Here is a 19,920-nt window from a genome sequence, read left to right on the forward strand (position 1 = left end):
TCAGAGCTTAACGGGTGCCGTCGCTTTTCTATACTTCCATTATAACAGGAAGAATCATCGGGCGGCGTTTTGTTTTTTCGTACAGATACGGTCCGAGTGAATCTGAAATATCATTCTTCAGTTCTGCCCAATCTGTATCTTTGCCGTGGATTTTCTTCTTCAGGTGGCGGTTCAGCATTTGCTGAGCCTCGTAGATCATTGTGCCGGATTCTCGCATATAAACGAATCCGCGGGAAATGATATCAGGGCCGGAAACCATTTTATTGTTTTTAATATCGACGCTGACAACAACGATGACCAAACCTTCTTCGGAAAGGACGCGGCGGTCGCGGAGTACAATATTGCCGATATCTCCGATGCCGCTTCCATCGATGTAAACATCTCCGGAAGGGATACGGCCGGCAACAGAGGCTTCTTCAGCACCCAGCGCCAATACATCGCCATTTTCCATGATGAATGTATTCTCCTCCGGTACACCGCAATCGATGGCAAGTTTTGCATGGTGCTTCTGCATGCGGTATTCACCGTGGATCGGCATAAAGTATTTAGGATTGATTAAACGGAGCATCAATTTGTTCTCCGGCTCCGAACCATGACCGGAAGTATGGACGTTATTCAGTGAACCATGGATAACATCTGCTCCTGCACGGAACAGCAGATTGATCGTCCGGTTGACGCTGCTTGTATTCCCCGGAATCGGAGAAGACGAGAAGACCACCGTATCATTCGGCTGAATATGGATCTGGCGGTGTGTACCGCTCGCGATGCGCGATAAAGCCGCCATCGGTTCGCCCTGGGATCCTGTGCAGAGAATCAATGCTTCATTTGCAGGCAGGCGGTTCAGGGTTTGTGTGTCGACAAAAGCATCTTCAGGTGCATTGATATAACCGAGTTCGCGTCCGATCGTCATGGCATTTTCCATGCTTCGCCCGAAGACTGCGATTTTTCTGCCTTGTGCCACAGCTTCGTCAGTGACTTGCTGCAGCCTGTAGATATTGGAGGCGAAAGTCGCGAATATTAAACGGCCGTCGACTTTGCGCATGATGTCTTTGATTGATTCGCCGACTTTGCGTTCGGACATCGTGAATTCTGGAATTTCAGCATTTGTGCTGTCGGACAGAAGGCAAAGAACGCCTTCGCTGCCGATTTGTGCCATTTTCAGCAGATTTGCCGGTTCGCCGACAGGGGTGAAATCAAATTTGAAATCTCCCGTATGGACGATATTGCCCGGTGGTGTTTTGACGACAATACCGAAAGCGTCGGGAATACTGTGTGTGACACTGAAAAAACTGACAGAAGTCTTACGGAATTTGATGACATCGTCTTCGCCGATTTCAATCATCTTTGTCTGGCGAAGAAGGCCGTGCTCTTCGAGTTTTTTGCGCAGCAGCCCAAGTGCCAGCTTGCCGCCGTAAACCGGGATATTGATTTTTTTCAACAGATAGGCGACGCCGCCGATGTGATCTTCATGGCCGTGTGTGATGAAAAGGCCTTTGATCTTGTCTGCGTTTTTTACTAAATACGTGTAATCCGGAATAACGTAATCGATTCCGAGCAAATCATCTTCCGGAAATTTGATGCCGGCATCAATAAGGATGATTTCATCCTGGAATTGGACACCATATGTGTTTTTGCCGATTTCGCCCAGTCCGCCGAGCGCGAATACGGCTGTCTGATCATTTTTAACGAATTTCATAATCAGTCGATGCTCTCGATTTCGTAGTCTTGGCCGGCCTGTTCATATTCCAGATGGCTGCCTTCAAGCAATTGAACAAGCTCAATGTTGTAATTGCGGTCTTTCAGGTGATCTCTCACTTCACGCTCGGATGAAGCTTCGACAAAGAGGCTTTTTGTGTTTTCGCGAACTGGCACCTCGTTGCGGTTTTCTTGGTAGTAGACTTTAAAAATCATAGTTTGCTCTCCTTTTTCCACGTTCAAAATAAATTCACTTTCTTTATATTATCATGTCATTGTTCTAAAATAAAGAATAGCCCTTCTTTTTATAAGAAGAAGGGCTATAATGGTTATGCTATTTTCTTTTTGTTCATGATGCCGTTAAGCCTTCTGAGAAGTTTTCTTTTCAAACGTTTCAGCATGGCTGCTCACTCCTTATGTAAATAATACTGTATTTTCTGACAAATGTAAAGAACAATAGAGCCGGCTGGACCGGCCAAACAATGGATTGGAGCTAGATACAATGGGAAAACTATTATTGCTGGATATTGATGGAACATTATTGAATTCTAAAAAAGAGCTGCCTGCTTCAGCATTGGAGGCTTTGCAGAAAGCACGTGAAAATGGCCATGAGCTGGCAATTGCAACAGGGCGGGCGCCATTTATGATTACTGATTTGCGGGAGAAACTGGATATCCATACATTCATCACTTTTAATGGGCAGTACATTGTCCATGACGACCGCGTAATCCATACGGAAGCACTGGATTCCGAACTGCTCGAGAAAGTGGTTCTTTTCGCTGAGGAAAGAGATCATCCCCTCGTTTTCATGAACAGCAAAAAAATGATTTCTTCCATTGATTATCATCCGGATATCGACGAGAGTCTGAAAAGTCTGAAATTCCCTCATCCTGAAACGGAAAGGAATTTTCACCTGGACAATGACATCTACCAGTCTCTCGTATTTTGCACTGAAGAGGAAGAAGCGCAGTATCATGAAAAATTCAAGGAGTTCAGCTTTGTGCGCTGGCACCGGGTATCATGCGATATTCTCCCAAAAGGAGGGTCCAAGGCCAGTGGCATTGAAAAACTGATTGCCAGCACAGGTCACACCATCGAAGATACGATCGCTTTCGGTGACGGCCTGAACGATCTGCAGATGATGCAGGTTGCGGGTTACAGTGTAGCGCTGGATAATGGGCACCCTGAAACCAAAAAAGTCGCTTCCCATGTAACTGCTCATGTGGACGAGGATGGTCTGGCGAAAGCATTCGCACATTTGGGCCTTATTTGAATAAAATAAAAAACAGGCTGGCGGTTTGGTTCCGTCAGCCTGTTTTGTTTATTCTGCTATATCCCGTGCAATTGGAGTGGCATTTTCGATTTCCGCGAAAGGGTTGTCCGGGTTGATATGATCGAAGAACATGACGCCGTTCAAATGGTCCAGCTCATGCTGAAACGCAATGGCCGGCAGTCCTTTCAGGCGCAGTTTGTATTCATTTCCTTCCACGTCGAAGGCTTTTATGGAAATTCTTGCATACCGCGGCACATAGCCGGGAATCGAACGGTCTACCGACAAACAGCCTTCTCCGGAAGTCAGATAAGCTTTTTCAACGGAATGGCTGACGATTTTAGGATTAATGGCAATGATGCTCAGGTCTTCACCAGACTCTTCATCAAAGTGAATAGCGAAAATACGTTTTGAAACGTTCACTTGCGGAGCGGCGATTCCGACTCCGGGACGCAGGTCATATTTCTCGATCATTTCATCGTTCTGGCTGTTGACGACATAATCCATCAGATCCTGTGCCAGTTTTTTATCTTCCACCGACAGTGGGAATTCGACTTCTTCAGCCCGCTGGCGAAGCGTGGGATGTCCTTCGCGGATAATATCTTTCATTAAAATCAATTAAAATCAATCCTTTCAATCATGTAACCTATGCCTTTCAGTATAACGCAAGGCAAGTGTCCAGCAAAACAAAAATTGCTTATTTTAGCAGTTGTATTTTTTTGAGCATCATAATATAGTAAAGTCATGCAATAAGGAGGGTTTCGATTGAAAAAGTACATATTGGCAGCAGGAATTTCAAGTGCATTGCTTTTGAGCGCGTGTTCAGGTCCTTCGACGGAAGAACAGCTGGACACAGTTTTAAAAGATACATTTGAGGCAGAGAAGGATTATCGCGAAACACAAAGTGAAATGGAAAACCTTGAAAGCACTGAACAGGAAAAATTCGAAACCATCATGGCATTAACACAGGAAGAGCAGGACGATGTCAAGGCCAATGCGGAAGAAGCACTCGCTTCTGTAGATCAGCGCCTGGAATTACTGGAGACTGAAAAAACATCGATGGATTCCGCTGAGGAAGCTTTCCAGGAAATCGATACCGTTATTGAAGAAGCGGACGATGAAGAAGTGAAAACCGATTTGACAGCTCTGAAGACAAAGATGCACGAACGTTATGATGCCCATGAACAGTTTGCGGGTGTTTACGAAGAGCTGGCAGCAGAGCAAAAAGAGCTTTATGAGATGCTGTTGAACGAAGAAACGGAACTCGAGGTTCTTCAGGAAAAAACGGCAGCAGTCAATGAAAAAAATAAAGAAGTGCAAAACGCTGTTACAGCGTTTAACGAACAAACCGAACAGTTTAATGAAATGAAAAACAACCTGATTGAAAAAATGAATGCAGACAACGAATAAGCGGCCATGGAGCCGCTTTTTCTGTGCTATAAAAGAAGTTCAAAATATCTCTGTTATATAGTACAGATGTATACGAAGTGATAATACAGATTTCATTTAATGTAATATTCTGTCTAATAACAATACCTGTTGCATCAGGGTTCCCAATGATTGACCCTATAAATCAAGTGACGTATACTGAATTAGAATACGCTCTTGTATTACTGCGAATCGATAAGTATTTTAATACAGATTAAAAAGGAGAGTTGCTTTTATGGCTGCGAAAAAATCACAGCAGTTCGATCCGGTGGAAACGCTGAATGCGATCGAAGAGAAGTTTGAAATGTTCCAGATATTGAATGAAGAAGGCGAAATCGTCAATCCGGATGCAGATCCGAAGCTGTCTGATGAAGACCTGCAGGAATTGATGAGAAGAATGGTATACACGCGCATTCTGGACCAGCGTTCCATTTCATTGAACCGTCAGGGCCGCCTAGGTTTCTATGCGCCGACTGCGGGACAGGAAGCTTCCCAGCTTGCTTCGCATTTTGCTTTGAAAAAAGAAGACTTTATCCTGCCGGGATATCGTGATGTTCCACAATTGATCTGGCACGGTTGGCCGCTTCACCAGGCATTCCTGTTCTCCCGCGGACATTTCATGGGTAACCGGATGGCCGAAGGGCTGAATGTATTGCCGCCGCAAATCATTATCGGAGCTCAGTTCATCCAGGCTGCCGGTGTGGCTCTTGGCATGCAGAAACGCAAAAAAGAAGCAGTAGCTGTAACTTATACAGGAGACGGCGGTTCGTCACAGGGCGATTTCTATGAAGGCATCAACTTTGCAGGGGCATTCCGTGCGCCGGCGATCTTCATTGTCCAAAACAACCAATATGCAATTTCAACTCCACGCGAATTGCAGACTGCAGCGAAAACAATCGCTCAAAAAGCAGTGGCTGCCGGAATCCCGGGTGTACTGGTCGATGGAATGGATCCACTCGCGGTTTATGCAGTGACTCGCGATGCACGTGAACGCGCAATCAGAGGCGAAGGCCCGACGATGATCGAAACCATGTGCTACCGTTACGGCCCGCATACAATGGCCGGTGATGATCCGACCCGCTACCGTACGTCGGACATCGACAGCGAATGGGAAAAGAAAGATCCATTGGTTCGTTTCCGTAAATACCTCGAAGCGAAAAACTTATGGAATGAAGAAAAAGAAAACGAAGTGATCGAGCAGGCGAAAGAAGAGATCAAAGCTGCGATCAAAGAAGCAGATGCTGCGCCGAAACAGAAAGTAACCGATCTGTTGGGCTTGATGTATGAAGAAGTTCCTTTCAACGTTCAGGAACAATTGGATATCTATAAAGCAAAGGAGTCGAAGTAAGCGATGGCACAATTAACAATGATCCAGGCAATTACTGACGCTCTGAAAACAGAGATGAAGAACGATGAAAACGTCCTTGTTTTCGGTGAAGACGTCGGAAATAACGGCGGTGTATTCCGCGCAACTGAAGGTTTGCAGAAAGAATTCGGAGAAGATCGTGTCTTCGATACTCCACTTGCTGAATCAGGGATCGGAGGCTTGGCGATCGGTCTTGCTCTTCAAGGATACCGTCCGGTTCCAGAGATCCAGTTCTTCGGTTTCGTCTATGAAGTGATGGATTCGATCAGCGGACAAATGGCACGCATGCGCTTCCGCAGCGGCGGCAGTCTGAACTCACCGGTCACAATCAGATCTCCATTCGGAGGCGGCGTCCATACACCTGAAATGCACGCGGATTCACTTGAAGGCCTGATGACTTCACAGCCAGGGCTTAAAGTTGTTATCCCGTCAACACCATATGATGCGAAAGGTCTGCTGATTTCAGCAATCCGCGATAACGACCCGGTTATTTTCCTTGAGCACATGAAATTGTATCGCTCGTTCCGCCAGGAAGTTCCTGAAGAAGAGTATACAATTCCACTGGGCAAAGCAGACATTAAGCGTGAAGGTAAAGATTTGACGATCATCGCTTACGGCGCAATGGTGCAGGAAAGCATCAAGGCAGCCGAAGAATTGGAAAAAGAGAATTATTCGGTTGAAGTCATTGATTTGCGCACTGTCCAGCCGCTTGATATTGAAACGATCATCGCTTCTGTTGAAAAGACGGGACGTGCAATGGTTGTTCAGGAAGCCCAAAAGCAAGCAGGTATCGCAGCTAACGTTGTAGCGGAAATTACAGACCGCGCAATCCTGAGCCTGGATGCACCGGTTCTGCGTGTGACTGCTCCTGACTCGATCTTCCCATTCTCGCAGGCGGAGCAAGTTTGGCTTCCGAACGCTAAGGATATAGTAGAAACAGCGAAGAAAGTACTGACTTTTTAAAATAGATCGAGTTGAAAGGGTGAAACTGATGGCTTTTGAATTTCGTTTACCGGATATCGGAGAAGGTATCCACGAAGGTGAAATCGTAAAATGGTTCGTAAAAGCCGGTGACACGATCGAAGAAGATGACGTCCTTGTCGAGATACAAAATGACAAAGCTGTTGTCGAGATTCCATCACCAGTCTCCGGAACTATTGAAGAAATTTTAGTGGAAGAAGGCACAGTTGCAGTTGTTGGCGATGTTCTTGTCAAAATCGATGCACCTGAGGCCGGTGATATCCAGTTCAAAGGTGAACACAGCGGAGAACGCGGCTCTGAAGAAAATGAAGCTGGCGAAGAAGGACAAAAACGGACGGAAGAGCTGGCGCAATCCGGCAGTTCTGAACATGGGCAGGATATTGACAAAAAGCGGGATGATGATATTCCTGAACAGCAAGGCGCTACAGGAGCTGGAGCACAGCCCCAGGCAGATGGAACAGAGGGAGCAGATCCGAATGCACGGATCATTGCCATGCCTTCTGTCCGCAAATTTGCCCGTGACCAGGGTGTTGACATCAAACAGGTTAATGGTTCAGGAGACAACGGCCGGATCATGAAAGCGGACGTGGAAGCATTCCTGAATGGCGACCAGAAAACAGCTGAACCTGCAAAAGAAACCGCAGCACAGCAGCCGGAAGCTGCTGAAGAATCAGCTTCCAAAACAGAGGCGGCGCCTAAAACTGCAGCTGCTGCACCAGTATTTGAAGGCGAATTCCCGGAAACACGCGAGAAAATGTCCGGCATGCGCAAGGCGATTGCAAAAGCGATGGTTCACTCGAAACATACAGCTCCTCACGTTACGCTCATGGATGAAGTAGACGTGACGGAACTGGTGGCGCACCGCAAGAAGTTCAAGGACATCGCAGCCGAAAAAGAAATCAAATTGACTTACCTTCCATATGTAGTAAAAGCGCTGGTAAGCACATTGCGTGAATTCCCGGCACTTAATACATCGTTCGATGATGAAACAAGTGAAGTGATCCAGAAGCATTATTTCAATATCGGGATTGCAGCCGATACGGAAAGAGGACTGCTGGTTCCGGTCATCAAAAACGCAGACCGCAAATCAGTATTCGCCATTTCAGACGAAATCAACACGCTGGCGACCAAAGCGCGTGAAGGCAAACTGACTCCAGGCGAAATGAAAGGCGCATCGTGTTCGATTACGAATATCGGTTCCGCCGGCGGGCAGTGGTTTACTCCGGTCATCAACCATCCGGAAGTGGCGATTCTTGGAATCGGCCGAATTGCAGAAAAACCGGTAATTAAAAATGGTGAAATAGTAGCTGCACCTGTGTTAGCATTATCATTGAGCTTCGATCACCGAATGATCGACGGAGCGACGGCGCAGCACGCGTTGAACCACATCAAACGTTTATTGAGCGAACCAGAATTACTATTAATGGAGGCGTAAAATTATGGTAGTAGGAGATTTTCCAATCGAAACAGATACGCTCATCATCGGCTCAGGCCCTGGCGGTTACGTAGCAGCAATCCGCGCAGCACAGCTTGGCCAGAAAGTGACAATCGTTGAAAAAGAATACATCGGCGGCGTTTGCTTGAACGTCGGCTGTATCCCTTCCAAAGCGATGATTTCTGTCGGGCACCGTTTTCATGAAGCGAAAAATTCAGAAGACATGGGTGTTGTAAGCAATGAAGTGACACTGAACTTTGAAAAAGCTCAGGCTTTCAAAGACGGCGTTGTGAAAAAGCTTACTGGCGGAGTTGAATCTTTGCTGAAAGGCAATAAAGTGGAAATCGTCCGCGGAGAAGCTTATTTCGTGGATGAAAACACTGTCAAAGTAATGGACGATAAATCTTCTCAGACTTATAAGTTCAAGAACGCAATTATCGCAACAGGGTCACGTCCTGTTGAAATCCCGACTTTCAAATTCACAAAACGTGTCATCAATTCTACGGGCGCATTGGCACTTACTGAACTTCCTAAAAAGCTTGTCGTTATCGGCGGCGGCTATATCGGGACAGAACTTGGTACAGCCTATGCCAATATGGGATCTGAAGTAACGATCATCGAAGGCGGCAATGACATTCTTGCCGGATTTGAAAAACAAATGACGCAAATCGTCAAAAAAGGCCTGAAGAAAAAAGGCGTTGAAGTAATTGTCAAAGCTTCTGCCAAAGGCGTTGAAGAAACAGACACAGGCGTAACGGTAACATATGAAGCAGGCGGGGAAGAAAAGTCTGTTGAAGCGGATTACGTACTCGTAACTGTTGGCCGCCGTCCGAATACGGATGAAATGGGTCTTGAAGAACTTAACCTGAAAATGAGTGAGCGCGGACTTGTTGAAGTTGATAAACAATGCCGTACAAGCATTTCAAACATTTATGCAATCGGTGATGTTGTGGCCGGACTTCAATTGGCGCATAAAGCTTCCTACGAAGGTAAAGTTGCTGCTGAAGCCATTGCAGGCGAAAAATCAGAAGTCGATTACCTGGCAATCCCGGCGGTTTGCTTTACTGATCCGGAACTTGCAAGTGTCGGTTTAACTGAAGACCAGGCAAAAGAGGAAGGATTCGAAGCTTCGGCTGCGAAATTCCCATTCGGTGCAAACGGTCGTGCACTTGCTTTGAACGCGGCTGAAGGATTTGTGAAACTTGTATCCCGTAAGAGCGATGGCTTATTGCTTGGTGCTCAAATCGTTGGACAAGGCGCATCTGACATGATCGCTGAATTAGGTTTGGCAATCGAAGCAGGCATGACGGTGGAAGATATCGCCATGACAATCCATGCTCACCCGACTTTGGCTGAGATTACGATGGAAGCTGCTGAAGTGGCGCTTGGAACTCCGATTCACATCATCAAATAATAAAAAGCAATACACTCCAGCGCCGGATTTTACAGTTCCGGTGCTGGAGTGTTTTTTGAATGGAAAAAAAGTATCACTGTTTTCGGGGAAAGTTCTTGGAAGGAAGTGTGCCCCTCTCCAGACCTCAACGGCCAACTCCTCGAACTTAAGCTCCCCTTCCTGAGCGGCAAAGAGCGCCGCTTCGGACGTTTATCTTAAGCATTTCGTAGCTGAACGGCCATTTCCGCTTTTCTTAATTTGCTTTGATAACAGTTGTAGAAATGTGGTAATATTATGAGCGAAAGGGCTAAGGTGATGACTAGGATGATTAAAGCAAAATGGATGTTTATGGCAGCAGGATTGGCTCTATTGACTGCTTGTTCAAGCGGCGAAGACAATTCCTCTGAAACTGAAACGAACGATACGGAACAAGAGACAGCATCAGAAACAACAGAAGAGAACACTGACGTCATTGAAGAAGAAACCGCTGCAGAAGAAACGGCTGCAGAAGAAGCAGCAGCGGAAGAATTGGAAGCAGCAGCAGCAGCAGACTCTGAACCGCTGTATCGTGTAAATCCGGCGAATTCATCGGTGGAACCGATCGCAGGCGCCAACCCTCAGGCAGTTTTGCTGACGATTGATGATGCACCTGACAAACAGGGAGTGGCAATGGCTGAAACGCTGAAGGAATTGGACGTTCCGGCAATCTTTTTTGTAAACGGACATTTTATTGACACAGCCGAAGAAGAAGAAAATTTGAAGAAAATTCATGAAATGGGATTTGCAATCGGCAACCATACATATTCGCATCCCAATTTGAAAACCATTCCTGAAGAACAGCAGCGGGAAGAAATCGTTTCATTGAATGACCGCATTGAAGAAATCATCGGCGAACGGCCAAAATTCTTCCGCGCACCCCATGGAGTCAATACGGATTTCAGCCGGGCAGTTGTGGAAAAAGAGGGCATGGTCCTGATGAACTGGACTTTCGGCTATGACTGGGAAAAGCAGTACATGGACGCAGCGGCGCTTGCCGACATTATGGTGAATACTGAGTTTATGCGGGACGGGGCGAATCTTCTGATGCACGACCGAGCATGGTCTGCAGAAGCTTTGCCGGCAATTGTACAGGGCTTGAGTGATAAAGGCTACGAATTCATCGATCCTGAAACAATCGAAGGGATCGAATAAAAGAAAATCCGGAAGCGAGAAATTCTTCGCTTCCGGATTTTTTATCTTATAGCCTGCTGCTCTTTGATGACGCGCAGCATTTGCAGTGTATCATCTTCAGGTCCCTGGACAGGCAGGCCTGCTTTGACGTTCATGTGGATATACTCAATATTTTCCTGCGTAATGATTTCACCCGGAATGAAAATCGGGATGCCGGGAGGGTACACCATGATGAATTCCGCCGATATCCGGCCGACAGCGTCGCCGATTTTCACGACTTCAGTAGTGGCGTAGAAAGCATCGCGCGGCGTCATGGCTAGACGCGGAATATCCGGCAGGAGGACCGTGGGTTCAACGACTGCTGCTTCATTGTCATAGGCTTCGCTCATCCGCTGCAGGGCGTTTACCAGCAGATTCAATTCCTTCCGGCTGTCGCCGATGGTAACCAGGCAGAGGATATTGTAAAGGTCGGAAAGTTCAATTTCGATATTGGCATTTTCACGCAGCCATTCTTCGGCCTGGTGCCCGGTGATGCCAAGGTTTTTAACGCTGATCAGCAATTTCGTCGGATCCATATCGTATGTCGCTGACGTCTTCAGCAATTCTTTGCCGACACAATGCAGGTGTGGAATCTTATTGATCCGTTTCCGTGCATCGCCTGCCAGCCGGATTGTCTGGTCGATCAGATCGTATCCATGGATAGCCAGTTGCCTTCTGGCTGTATCCAATGAAGCAAGGATCGGATAGGATGTCGATGTGGTCGTCAGCATCGACAGGGTCGACTGCACCCGTTTCGCGGAAACCAGTCCTTCGCGCACGTTCAATACCGAACTTTGGGTCATCGAACCGCCCAGTTTATGGACGGATGTGGCGGCCATGTCTGCTCCCGCTGACATCGCTGAAACAGGCAGGCTGTCATGGAAATGGATATGGACGCCGTGAGCTTCATCAACAAGTACGGGGATATTGCGTTCATGGGCAATATCAACAATGCGTTTCAAATCAGCCGCAATGCCGAAATAAGTTGGATTGATGACCAGCACGGCCTTTGCATCCGGATATTCCGTCAACGCCTTGTCGACTGCTTCAGCTGAAATCCCGTGGGAGATGCCGAGTTCCGGATCTACTTCCGGATGGATGAAAATTGGAACGGCACCCGCAAAAACAATGGCGGACATGATCGATTTATGAACGTTGCGGGGAACCAGAATTTTATCATTTGGCCCCACGACGCTCAGAATCATTGTCATAATGGCGCCGCTTGTTCCCTGTACCGAGAAAAATGTATGGTCGGCGCCAAATGCCTGGGAAGCCAGTTCCTGAGCTTTTTTTATCGCGCCTTTCGGTGAATGCAGATCATCAAGTGGTGCAATGTTGATCAAATCTATGGAAAGAATATTATCGCCGACAAACTCCCTGAATGCGGGATCGACGCCCTGCCCTTTTTTATGGCCGGGAATATGGAATTGGATTGGATGACGGTTTCGGTGCTTCAGCAATGCATCGAACAACGGAGTTTCTAATTGTGACAATGGATGACCACCTCGCTTATAAAAATCAAACAAAATGAATTATAGCATGTAGATGCAAGCTATTCTATAAAAATAAAAGGATTTTCCATTTCTTCATCGAATACAGGAAAGGCAGATAGAAAGGAGTGGCATTATGCAATTTTCCACAAGGGTCACAGAGTTGCTAGGCATTGAATTGCCGATTATACAAGGGGGGCTCGCTTATCTGGCTTATGCGGATCTTGCCGCCGCGGTTTCCAATGCCGGCGGGCTGGGGCAGATCACTGCAATGAGCCTGCCCCACCCCGACAAGCTCAGAGAGGAAATTCGGAAAGTCCGGAAACTTACCGACAAACCGTTTGGTGTGAATTTTGCCATCGGTGAGCATGGCAGACAATTTTCGCATATGCTGGAAGTGGCGATGGAAGAAGAAGTGCCGGTTATTTCCATGACCGGAGGAAATCCGACTCCCATTTTTGAACAACTGGAAGGAACTTCTATTAAAAAGCTTGTTCTTGTTGCTGCGCGCAAGCAGGCTTTAAAAGCCGAATCCCTGGGAGCAGATGCGGTGATGGTGGTCGGCCATGAAGGAGGCGGTCATCTGGGAAGAGACGATATTGGCACTATGGTGCTGATTCCGCAGGTGGTTGACGCTGTGTCGATTCCAGTCATTGCTTCAGGCGGCATCGGGGACGGCCGGGGTCTTATGGCTGCTCTTGCTCTTGGAGCGGAAGGCGTCGAAATGGGCACCCGCTTTATTGCTGTAAAGGAATGCGTCCATGCTTCCGCAGCCTATAAAAATGCTTTGATCAACAGCATGGAAAACGATACTGTTATAATTAAACGGAGCATCGGAGCACCTGCGCGGACCCTGAAAAACAGCTGGACCGACAAGATACTTGAGATCGAGCATGTGACACCGACTTATGACTCGCTGAAAGACTATATCAGCGGTGAGGCGAACAAACGCTATATATATGAAGGATTGAAAGATCAGGGTTTTGGCTGGGCAGGGCAGGTAACAGGGATGATCCAGGACGTGCCGACTGTACAGGAACTATTCGACAGAATGATGGCTGATGCAGAAAAAATCCGCCGCAAATGGGGAACACCCGGATAAAGGAGGGAACAGGATGGAGTATTCATATCCATTTTCCATTGAATGGAGTAAAGATGAAATCATCGATGTTGTCTCTTTTTTCGAAGGCATTGAAAAAGCCTACGAAGAAGGGGTCAGCCGCGAAGACATGATGGCAAGATACAGGAAATTCAAACAGGTGGTTCCGGCTATTTCAGAGGAAAAAGCTTATTTCAGGGAATTTGAAGAAGAAAGCGGCTATGCCAGTTTTCCAGTCATCAAAGAACTGAAAGCATCACCGGCAGGTCCGAAAATCAAAATGAAAAAATAAAACAGGAAACCGCAGAGGATCGATTCCACTGCGGTTTCCTGTTTTTATTTTCTGTTCAGCATGGTGTTGTAAAGCGGCAGCAGTTCATTGAAAGTTTTTTCAGCGAGTTGATCGAATTCGCTTTTGCTCAAGTTGTCTGCTTCATCCCGCTGCAAATGGCGGCCGATGACAAATTCCCCTTTTTTCACATCGCGGAGACGGTGCAGAAGCTTTTCCACGCCGTCGCTGCCGAGCTCTTTTACGGAATGCGCTTCAGGCTTCATATGATCTCCTGATACAACCATGTCAGCTGGCAGATTATCGATAAGCTCTGAATCGAGAAGGCGATCCGCCATCGCGGATTTTCCGTTTGCTTCATAAATCACGGCCAGGATCATGAACACATGGCTGTCCCACAGGCCAATCTGGAAATGGGGAACCGCTTTATAGCCTCTTTTATTCGGAGCGAAGGCCACCCAGCTGTCATTCGGGGGATTAACGGTGCGGCGCATATGTTTTGCCACATGCGGATGAAATTCCTCCCCGGTCTTTCCGGAGAAAAAAACGGCATACTGTTCACCAAGCTCCTCGAATTTCGGCCGCACTTTTTCAGCCAGCGCGGCCATTCTCGCTTCCAGCCCGGGAGTTTCAAATACCTGGAAATGCTTTTCATTCCAATAGGACATAATCTTTGTTTCCTCCTTAAAAATGCAACTATTATTTTATTTTACAGGAGTTCAGGAAAATATTATAGAAAGACGTTTTGGTTTTCAGCATTCGGGTAAAACATTGTTAACTACCTTAATTTTTCGGAATTATTGGAATCAAAAAGGGAAGGGGTGCTAAAGATGAAACAGATGATCCAAATAATCCGTAAAGCCGACGTCGAAAAAGAGTATATCCACGTATTGAAGCTTGAATTAGATTATGAGCTTGCTTCCCTGTTTGATGCAATTCAGCAAAAGAATGAGCGGGAAATAGATAAAAGCAAAAAGCGGCTTCAGGAAATACATGTGGAACTAGAGGCACTTCATGCGCTTTAGCATATTCCATTTATAGAGGCACCTGCTGAAGTATGACAGCGGGTGCCTTTTAACGTTATAATGAGGTGAAACAGAGGAGGCAACTTTTTATGGATTTGCACGAAATGGACAGATACATCAAATCTCTTATAAAAGAGGCAGGACATAAAATTCGCAATTCTTTCCTGTCAGATATTTCTATAGAATCAAAATCGGATGCCAATGATCTCGTAACGAATATTGATAAAGAAATCGAACAGTTTTTCATTGCACGCATCAAGCGTGATTATCCGGAGCACCGGATTTTCGGCGAAGAGGGCTTTGGTGATGATATTCAGGACACCGATGGCATCATCTGGCTGCTCGATCCCATTGACGGCACGATGAACTTCATCCATCAGAAAAGGAATTTTGCGATTTCCCTGGGAATCTACGAAGATGGAGTCGGAAAGCTCGGGTACATATATGACGTCGTGAACGATGATTTATACCACGGCGTGCAGGGAGGAGGAGCTTATTACAATGACGAAAGGCTCCGCCCGCTTATCGACACGGGCATCGGGGAATCGATTCTTGCCATGAACGCAACATGGGCTGTGCCGAACCGCCATTTCGACCATAGCGGAACATTGAAACTGATTCAGGACGTCCGCGGCATCAGGTCATACGGTTCGGCAGCGCTTGAACTCGCGTATTTGGCAAGCGGGCGAATCGACGCATATATTTCAATGAGGCTTTCGCCGTGGGATATCGCCGGCGGAATGGTCATTGCCCGTGAAGTCGGTGCGATTGCCACAAATTTCAAAGGGGAGCCTGCCAATCTTTTGGAGCAGGATACATTCCTGGCTGCAAACCCGTCAATTCATTCACAGATCCTGGAGAAATATATTTACCAAAAATAAAAAAAGGATGCGATTTTGCATCCTTTTTGCTGTTGCGGTCCAAGAATTCGAATGGTTTCTACAATAAACCGGCGTTGATCATCTCGCGTTTTTTTCTGAATCCGAAGACCATAATGATGCCAAGAACAGCGATTGCCGCAAGAATCAGCGGGATGCTGTCCAACGCTACAGCCAGTCCGATTCCCACCATCGCCAGTAAAGCGGCGAACGAATAAAGAATAAAAATCCATTTAATATTTTTCATTTATTTTCCTCCTGCTGGTGGCTCGTGAAATAAAATCTTAGGGTTTTCTCCCTATATGTGCTATACTAACACAGTTATAGGCATGAAAAAAGAATATTGGAGTGAGATTATGACTAACTTACGAAATGATTTAAGAAATATTGCTATTATTGCCCACGTTGACCATGGTAAAACGACGCTTGTGGATCAGCTGCTGCAGCAATCAGGTATCTTCCGTTCTAACGAACATGTGGAAGAACGTGCAATGGACTCTAACGATATTGAAAGAGAACGCGGAATTACTATTCTTGCTAAAAACACTGCGATTCAATATAAAGATGCAAAGATCAACATCCTGGATACACCTGGACACGCTGATTTCGGCGGAGAAGTTGAGCGCATCATGAAAATGGTTGATGGTGTATTACTGGTTGTCGATGCATATGAAGGCTGTATGCCGCAAACACGTTTTGTTTTGAAAAAAGCTCTTGAGCAGAACTTGAAACCAATCGTAGTTGTGAACAAAATTGACCGCGATTTCGCTCGTCCGGAAGAAGTGGTTGACGAAGTCATCGAATTGTTCATCGAACTTGAAGCTAACGACGAACAATTGGAGTTCCCAGTGGTTTTCGCCTCAGGAATGAACGGTACTGCAAGTCTTTCATCAGATCCTGCAGATCAGGAAGAAAACATGCAGGTTATTTATGATGCAATCATGGAACATGTACCAGCGCCAGTCGATAACAGAGATGAGCCACTTCAATTCCAGGTAGCGCTTCTTGACTACAGCGACTACGTTGGACGTATTGGGATCGGCCGCGTATTCCGCGGAACGATCGAAGTTGGACAATCTGTTTCATTGATGAAATTGGACGGTTCCGTCAAAAACTTCCGGGTTACCAAAATCCATGGTTTCATGGGATTGAAACGCGTTGAAATCCAAAAAGCTGAAGCTGGGGATCTGATCGCCATTTCAGGGATGGAAGACATCAACGTTGGTGAAACTGTGACACCACAGGATCATCAGGAAGCATTGCCGATCCTTCGCATCGACGAGCCGACTTTACAGATGACTTTCCTTGTCAACAACAGTCCGTTTGCAGGTAAAGAAGGTAAATGGATCACTTCACGTAAAATTCAGGAACGTTTGGATGCGCAGCTTCAAACTGATGTGTCTTTACGTGTAGAATCTACTGGTTCACCGGATGCGTGGATCGTTTCAGGCCGTGGAGAGCTGCATTTGTCGATTTTGATCGAGAACATGCGCCGTGAAGGATTTGAACTTCAAGTTTCAAAACCGGAAGTAATTGTACGTTTGATCGACGGCGTCCGCTGCGAACCGGTTGAACGTGTGCAAGTTGACGTTCCGGAAGAATACACTGGTGCAATCATTGAATCACTCGGTGAACGCAAAGGTGAAATGCTGGATATGGTGAACAACGGAAGCGGACAGGTCCGTCTTGTATTTAACGTACCTGCACGCGGCTTGATTGGTTATACAACTGAATTCCTTACACAGACACGTGGTTACGGCATCATTAACCATACATTCGACAGCTATCAGCCAGTGGCTTCAGGCCGCGTAGGCGGTCGCCGCCAGGGTGTATTGGTATCCATGGAGCGCGGTAAAGTTTCAACTTACGGCCTGATGGGAATCGAAGACCGCGGAACTGCATTCGTTGAAGTCGGTGCTGAAATCTATGAAGGCATGATCGTCGGTGAACATAACCGCGACAGCGATCTGACAGTAAACATTGTTAAGATCAAAGCTGCGACAAACATCCGTTCTGCCAACAAAGACCAGACGACTACGATGAAAAAAGCGCGGCTTATGAGTCTTGAAGAAGCTCTTGAATACCTGAACGACGATGAGTATTGCGAAATCACGCCACAGACAATCCGTCTGCGCAAAAAAATCCTTGATAAAAACGAACGTGAGCGCATGGCCAAGAAGAAGAAAGTTGCCATCGAAGAATAACACAATGGAAGGATGTATAATCCATGGATGAACGATCCGTTGTCTATGAAAGTATGTATCCGGTAGCCCGAGTGCTGTATCAGAATCTGCCGCTTGAAGCAGCAGGATATGCATTATTTGCGATCATTCTGCTTCTTTCGGCTTTTGTCTATAAACTGGGGTTTGCAAAGAAATTACCGCTTGGAAAAAACATCGTGATCGGTCTGTTCCTTGCAGCAGGTGGATTGGGGCTTACATTTTTAGCTTTCTTCCTGCCGGTTGTCGAAGGACTGGTGATTGCCGCGCTTATTCTGATTCTTTATAAAATCCGCTTATGGCGCGAAAAACGCGAAAACGCTGCATCTCAATGAGATGCAGCGTTTTTTCTTTCGAATACTTTGTAAAGGATCGGCAGCAGCAGCGAATAAGCCAAATGACCGAATATCCAGTAGGTGATGGCTTCCCAATCGGTCAGGCCGGGCACTTGGTCGGTAATCGCCAGTGACGATAAGATAAAATAAAGAAAATAAGTCGGGGAACACAGGATCAGGCTTAAAACAGTCAACTGGCCAAAAGTATAGGGACGCCTTTTGGCCAGATAAACAAAAACGATTCCGATTACAACGGAAACCGCTGTATGAAAAAAGAACTCGGTCATTTCCGACCATTCAATATCGCCGATAATCGGTATGAAGTCGACATTCAATAGGAGTAAATAGACATTCACGCCGGTCACAGACTGTATCCATTTAAATAATAATCCCAGAATCAGTCCGCTCCAAAACCCGATCCAGACCCCTTTCAGGAACTTCATCAGAAGTCTTCCTCAATTTTGCGGGAGCTGCGGTAGAAATGGAATTTGCCGGTAGCGAGCCGTTCTTTCGTGCGCTGCTCGATCCGGTCGTGGCAATTGCGGCACATATGGGTATGAATCGGACGGTTTCTCAGGCGCTTAGCCTCCAGCGTATCATCCACTAGTTCTTCGATGGTGTCGCATATTACACATTTTACACGCATGCTGATTCACTCCTATTCTACCCGGATGGCTGTTACGTTTGTAATCGGGTCGCCCAGATTGCTTCCATCCGGCAACAGTACATGGACAGGCCCATCTTCACGTAGTGGCTTGCCTTCGTGGCTAAACTTGAGGACCAGATTTTTTGAATCTTCCAGCGGGAAGCTGAATTCTCCATTATCTGTTTCAAAAACGACAGTGTCAGCCCCTGCAAACGGCTCTGCATTTTCAATGAAAGGCTTGAAGAGGATGCCAAATGTGCCTGTGAGCATCTCTTTTTTCTCCTGCTTCTTGTATTTCTTTTCGGAATTCAAAGTCGGGGGAACCGTCGCACCTTCCATGATTTCGCGCGACCAGTGTTCACCCATCCCGCGTTTGTATTCCTCCAGCTCGTCACGTTCAATGCGCGTTTCTGTAAAATATTTCTCAAGATCCAGTTTCCGGTCATCAAAGATCCATACCGTTGGATCCAAAGTCAGTTTAAATTTCACATTTCCTTTGAATTGAATTATAAATTCCATTAACAAAACCCTCCATCTTGATAGTCGCTCTTTTATCAGTATACCTGTCTTTGTCAAGTTCCAAAAGGGATTGCTTCCAATGTAAGAGGAGGCTTGCAATTTAGCTGTTTAAAAGATACACTTTAATCAAGTCCAAGAGATGAAATATCAGTAAATGGGGGAGTCCTCATGGAGCATACAGAAGAACAAACTTATCAGCATAAAGCGTTGGATCTCCTGAGAGCCGACGCACAAAAAATAGAACAATTGATCAAAGTCCAAATGGACAATCTTACTTTGCCCTCATGTCCTTTATACGAAGAAGTCCTTGACACGCAAATGTTCGGGCTGTCCCGTGAAATTGATTTTGCAGTTAAGCTTGGGCTGATTGAAAAGGAAGACGGTAAAAACTTAATGGATACGCTGGAGAAGAAATTATCGATTCTTCACGAAGCGTACACGAATAAATAAGGCAAACTCAAACGATCCTGTTTGAGTTTTTTTACTAACATAAAAGAGTAAGAAGTTTATTAAATTATACCTGACCTTGCCAATGGCAACTCTGTGTCCAGACTACAGCGGCCCAGATCTTCGGGACATAAGCCGCTTTTGTCCAGACTCCAACGGCCAACTTCTCGGACTTAAGCTGCCCTTCCTGTGCGGC

At 46.3% G+C, this 19,920-nt stretch carries 23 protein-coding genes; 14 read left to right on the top strand and 9 right to left on the bottom strand.

The features are described 5' to 3' along the window. Window positions 1-28: 28 nt before the first annotated feature. Both rnjA and KW93_RS03775 read right to left on the bottom strand, forming a co-directional pair. Complete coding sequence (rnjA, locus tag KW93_RS03770; RefSeq protein ID WP_033541637.1) at window positions 29-1,696, bottom strand: ribonuclease J1; 1,668 nt, start codon at window positions 1,694-1,696, stop codon at window positions 29-31. Window positions 1,697-1,698: 2 nt separating this feature from the next. Further along, the gene (locus KW93_RS03775) at window positions 1,699-1,911 is read right to left on the bottom strand and encodes a DNA-dependent RNA polymerase subunit epsilon (protein WP_033541638.1); all 213 of its coding nucleotides are present in this window, start codon (window positions 1,909-1,911) and stop codon (window positions 1,699-1,701) included. 286 nt (window positions 1,912-2,197) lie between these two features. Between KW93_RS03775 and KW93_RS03780 the strand changes: the two genes are divergently transcribed. Next, entirely contained in the window at window positions 2,198-2,968 is a 771-nt protein-coding gene (locus tag KW93_RS03780; protein WP_033541639.1) for a Cof-type HAD-IIB family hydrolase, read from the top strand. A gap of 48 nt (window positions 2,969-3,016) precedes the next feature. On the opposite strand, the gene def is transcribed toward KW93_RS03780, so the two are convergent. Further along, window positions 3,017-3,583, bottom strand: a complete 567-nt coding sequence (gene def, locus KW93_RS03785; protein ID WP_033541640.1) for a peptide deformylase — start codon at window positions 3,581-3,583, stop codon at window positions 3,017-3,019. Window positions 3,584-3,730: 147 nt separating this feature from the next. On the opposite strand from def, the gene KW93_RS03790 reads away from it, so the two are divergent. The 6 genes from KW93_RS03790 to KW93_RS03815 all read left to right on the top strand — a co-directional run bounded on the left by KW93_RS03790 (window position 3,731) and on the right by KW93_RS03815 (window position 10,759). Continuing rightward, window positions 3,731-4,375, top strand: a complete 645-nt coding sequence (locus KW93_RS03790) for a YkyA family protein (RefSeq protein ID WP_033541641.1) — start codon at window positions 3,731-3,733, stop codon at window positions 4,373-4,375. Window positions 4,376-4,628: 253 nt separating this feature from the next. After that, window positions 4,629-5,741: a pyruvate dehydrogenase (acetyl-transferring) E1 component subunit alpha gene (gene pdhA / locus KW93_RS03795; RefSeq protein WP_033541642.1), complete on the top strand. Its 1,113-nt coding sequence runs from the start codon at window positions 4,629-4,631 to the stop codon at window positions 5,739-5,741. 3 nt (window positions 5,742-5,744) lie between these two features. Then, on the top strand, window positions 5,745-6,722 hold the full coding sequence (locus KW93_RS03800; protein WP_033541643.1) for an alpha-ketoacid dehydrogenase subunit beta: 978 nt from the start codon (window positions 5,745-5,747) through the stop codon (window positions 6,720-6,722). 28 nt (window positions 6,723-6,750) lie between these two features. Then, on the top strand, window positions 6,751-8,175 hold the full coding sequence (locus tag KW93_RS03805) for a dihydrolipoamide acetyltransferase family protein (protein WP_033541644.1): 1,425 nt from the start codon (window positions 6,751-6,753) through the stop codon (window positions 8,173-8,175). Window positions 8,176-8,179: 4 nt separating this feature from the next. Next, window positions 8,180-9,589: a dihydrolipoyl dehydrogenase gene (gene lpdA / locus KW93_RS03810; RefSeq protein ID WP_033541645.1), complete on the top strand. Its 1,410-nt coding sequence runs from the start codon at window positions 8,180-8,182 to the stop codon at window positions 9,587-9,589. 303 nt (window positions 9,590-9,892) lie between these two features. Continuing rightward, window positions 9,893-10,759, top strand: a complete 867-nt coding sequence (locus tag KW93_RS03815; RefSeq protein ID WP_033541646.1) for a polysaccharide deacetylase family protein — start codon at window positions 9,893-9,895, stop codon at window positions 10,757-10,759. 41 nt (window positions 10,760-10,800) lie between these two features. Here KW93_RS03815 and KW93_RS03820 read toward each other — a convergent pair whose 3' ends face one another. Next, a complete protein-coding gene (locus KW93_RS03820; RefSeq protein ID WP_033541647.1) occupies window positions 10,801-12,270 on the bottom strand; it encodes an aminotransferase class I/II-fold pyridoxal phosphate-dependent enzyme in 1,470 nt (489 codons plus the stop codon). Window positions 12,271-12,403: 133 nt separating this feature from the next. Here KW93_RS03820 and KW93_RS03825 point away from each other — a divergent pair, with 133 nt between their 5' ends. Beyond that, entirely contained in the window at window positions 12,404-13,369 is a 966-nt protein-coding gene (locus KW93_RS03825) for an NAD(P)H-dependent flavin oxidoreductase (RefSeq protein WP_033541648.1), read from the top strand. A 13-nt stretch (window positions 13,370-13,382) separates the two neighbouring features. Continuing rightward, entirely contained in the window at window positions 13,383-13,658 is a 276-nt protein-coding gene (locus KW93_RS03830; RefSeq protein ID WP_033541649.1) for a UPF0223 family protein, read from the top strand. 44 nt (window positions 13,659-13,702) lie between these two features. On the opposite strand, the gene KW93_RS03835 is transcribed toward KW93_RS03830, so the two are convergent. Beyond that, a complete protein-coding gene (locus KW93_RS03835; RefSeq protein ID WP_033541650.1) occupies window positions 13,703-14,323 on the bottom strand; it encodes a YktB family protein in 621 nt (206 codons plus the stop codon). Window positions 14,324-14,485: 162 nt separating this feature from the next. Between KW93_RS03835 and KW93_RS03840 the strand changes: the two genes are divergently transcribed. Both KW93_RS03840 and KW93_RS03845 read left to right on the top strand, forming a co-directional pair. After that, window positions 14,486-14,680, top strand: a complete 195-nt coding sequence (locus KW93_RS03840) for a hypothetical protein (RefSeq protein ID WP_033541651.1) — start codon at window positions 14,486-14,488, stop codon at window positions 14,678-14,680. Window positions 14,681-14,769: 89 nt separating this feature from the next. Further along, window positions 14,770-15,561: an inositol monophosphatase family protein gene (locus KW93_RS03845; protein WP_033541652.1), complete on the top strand. Its 792-nt coding sequence runs from the start codon at window positions 14,770-14,772 to the stop codon at window positions 15,559-15,561. 58 nt (window positions 15,562-15,619) lie between these two features. Here the strand turns inward: KW93_RS03845 and KW93_RS03850 are convergent, their stop codons facing one another. Then, on the bottom strand, window positions 15,620-15,805 hold the full coding sequence (locus KW93_RS03850) for a DUF5325 family protein (RefSeq protein ID WP_033541653.1): 186 nt from the start codon (window positions 15,803-15,805) through the stop codon (window positions 15,620-15,622). A 109-nt stretch (window positions 15,806-15,914) separates the two neighbouring features. Here KW93_RS03850 and typA point away from each other — a divergent pair, with 109 nt between their 5' ends. Together typA and KW93_RS03860 are read left to right on the top strand one after the other, a co-directional pair. Beyond that, a complete protein-coding gene (typA, locus tag KW93_RS03855) occupies window positions 15,915-17,762 on the top strand; it encodes a translational GTPase TypA (RefSeq protein ID WP_033541654.1) in 1,848 nt (615 codons plus the stop codon). Between the two features lie 23 nt (window positions 17,763-17,785). Then, window positions 17,786-18,112: a YlaH-like family protein gene (locus KW93_RS03860; RefSeq protein ID WP_033541655.1), complete on the top strand. Its 327-nt coding sequence runs from the start codon at window positions 17,786-17,788 to the stop codon at window positions 18,110-18,112. On the opposite strand, the gene KW93_RS03865 is transcribed toward KW93_RS03860, so the two are convergent. The 3 genes from KW93_RS03865 to KW93_RS03875 are packed head-to-tail and all read right to left on the bottom strand — an operon-like array spanning window position 18,106 to window position 19,277. Continuing rightward, a complete protein-coding gene (locus KW93_RS03865) occupies window positions 18,106-18,555 on the bottom strand; it encodes a hypothetical protein (RefSeq protein ID WP_033541656.1) in 450 nt (149 codons plus the stop codon). The two genes, KW93_RS03860 and KW93_RS03865, sit on opposite strands and share 7 nt — an antisense overlap. Then, entirely contained in the window at window positions 18,555-18,758 is a 204-nt protein-coding gene (locus tag KW93_RS03870; protein WP_033541657.1) for a YlaI family protein, read from the bottom strand. The genes KW93_RS03865 and KW93_RS03870 overlap by 1 nt, the downstream gene beginning before the upstream one ends. Before the next feature lie 12 nt (window positions 18,759-18,770). Continuing rightward, window positions 18,771-19,277, bottom strand: coding sequence for a hypothetical protein (locus KW93_RS03875; RefSeq protein ID WP_033541658.1), 507 nt, complete (start codon window positions 19,275-19,277; stop codon window positions 18,771-18,773). A gap of 168 nt (window positions 19,278-19,445) precedes the next feature. On the opposite strand from KW93_RS03875, the gene KW93_RS03880 reads away from it, so the two are divergent. After that, complete coding sequence (locus KW93_RS03880) at window positions 19,446-19,727, top strand: YlaN family protein (RefSeq protein WP_033541659.1); 282 nt, start codon at window positions 19,446-19,448, stop codon at window positions 19,725-19,727. Window positions 19,728-19,920: the final 193 nt, after the last annotated feature.

The sequence above is a fragment of the Planococcus sp. CAU13 genome, assembly GCF_000775575.1.
Classification (GTDB): Bacteria; Bacillota; Bacilli; order Bacillales_A; family Planococcaceae; genus Planococcus.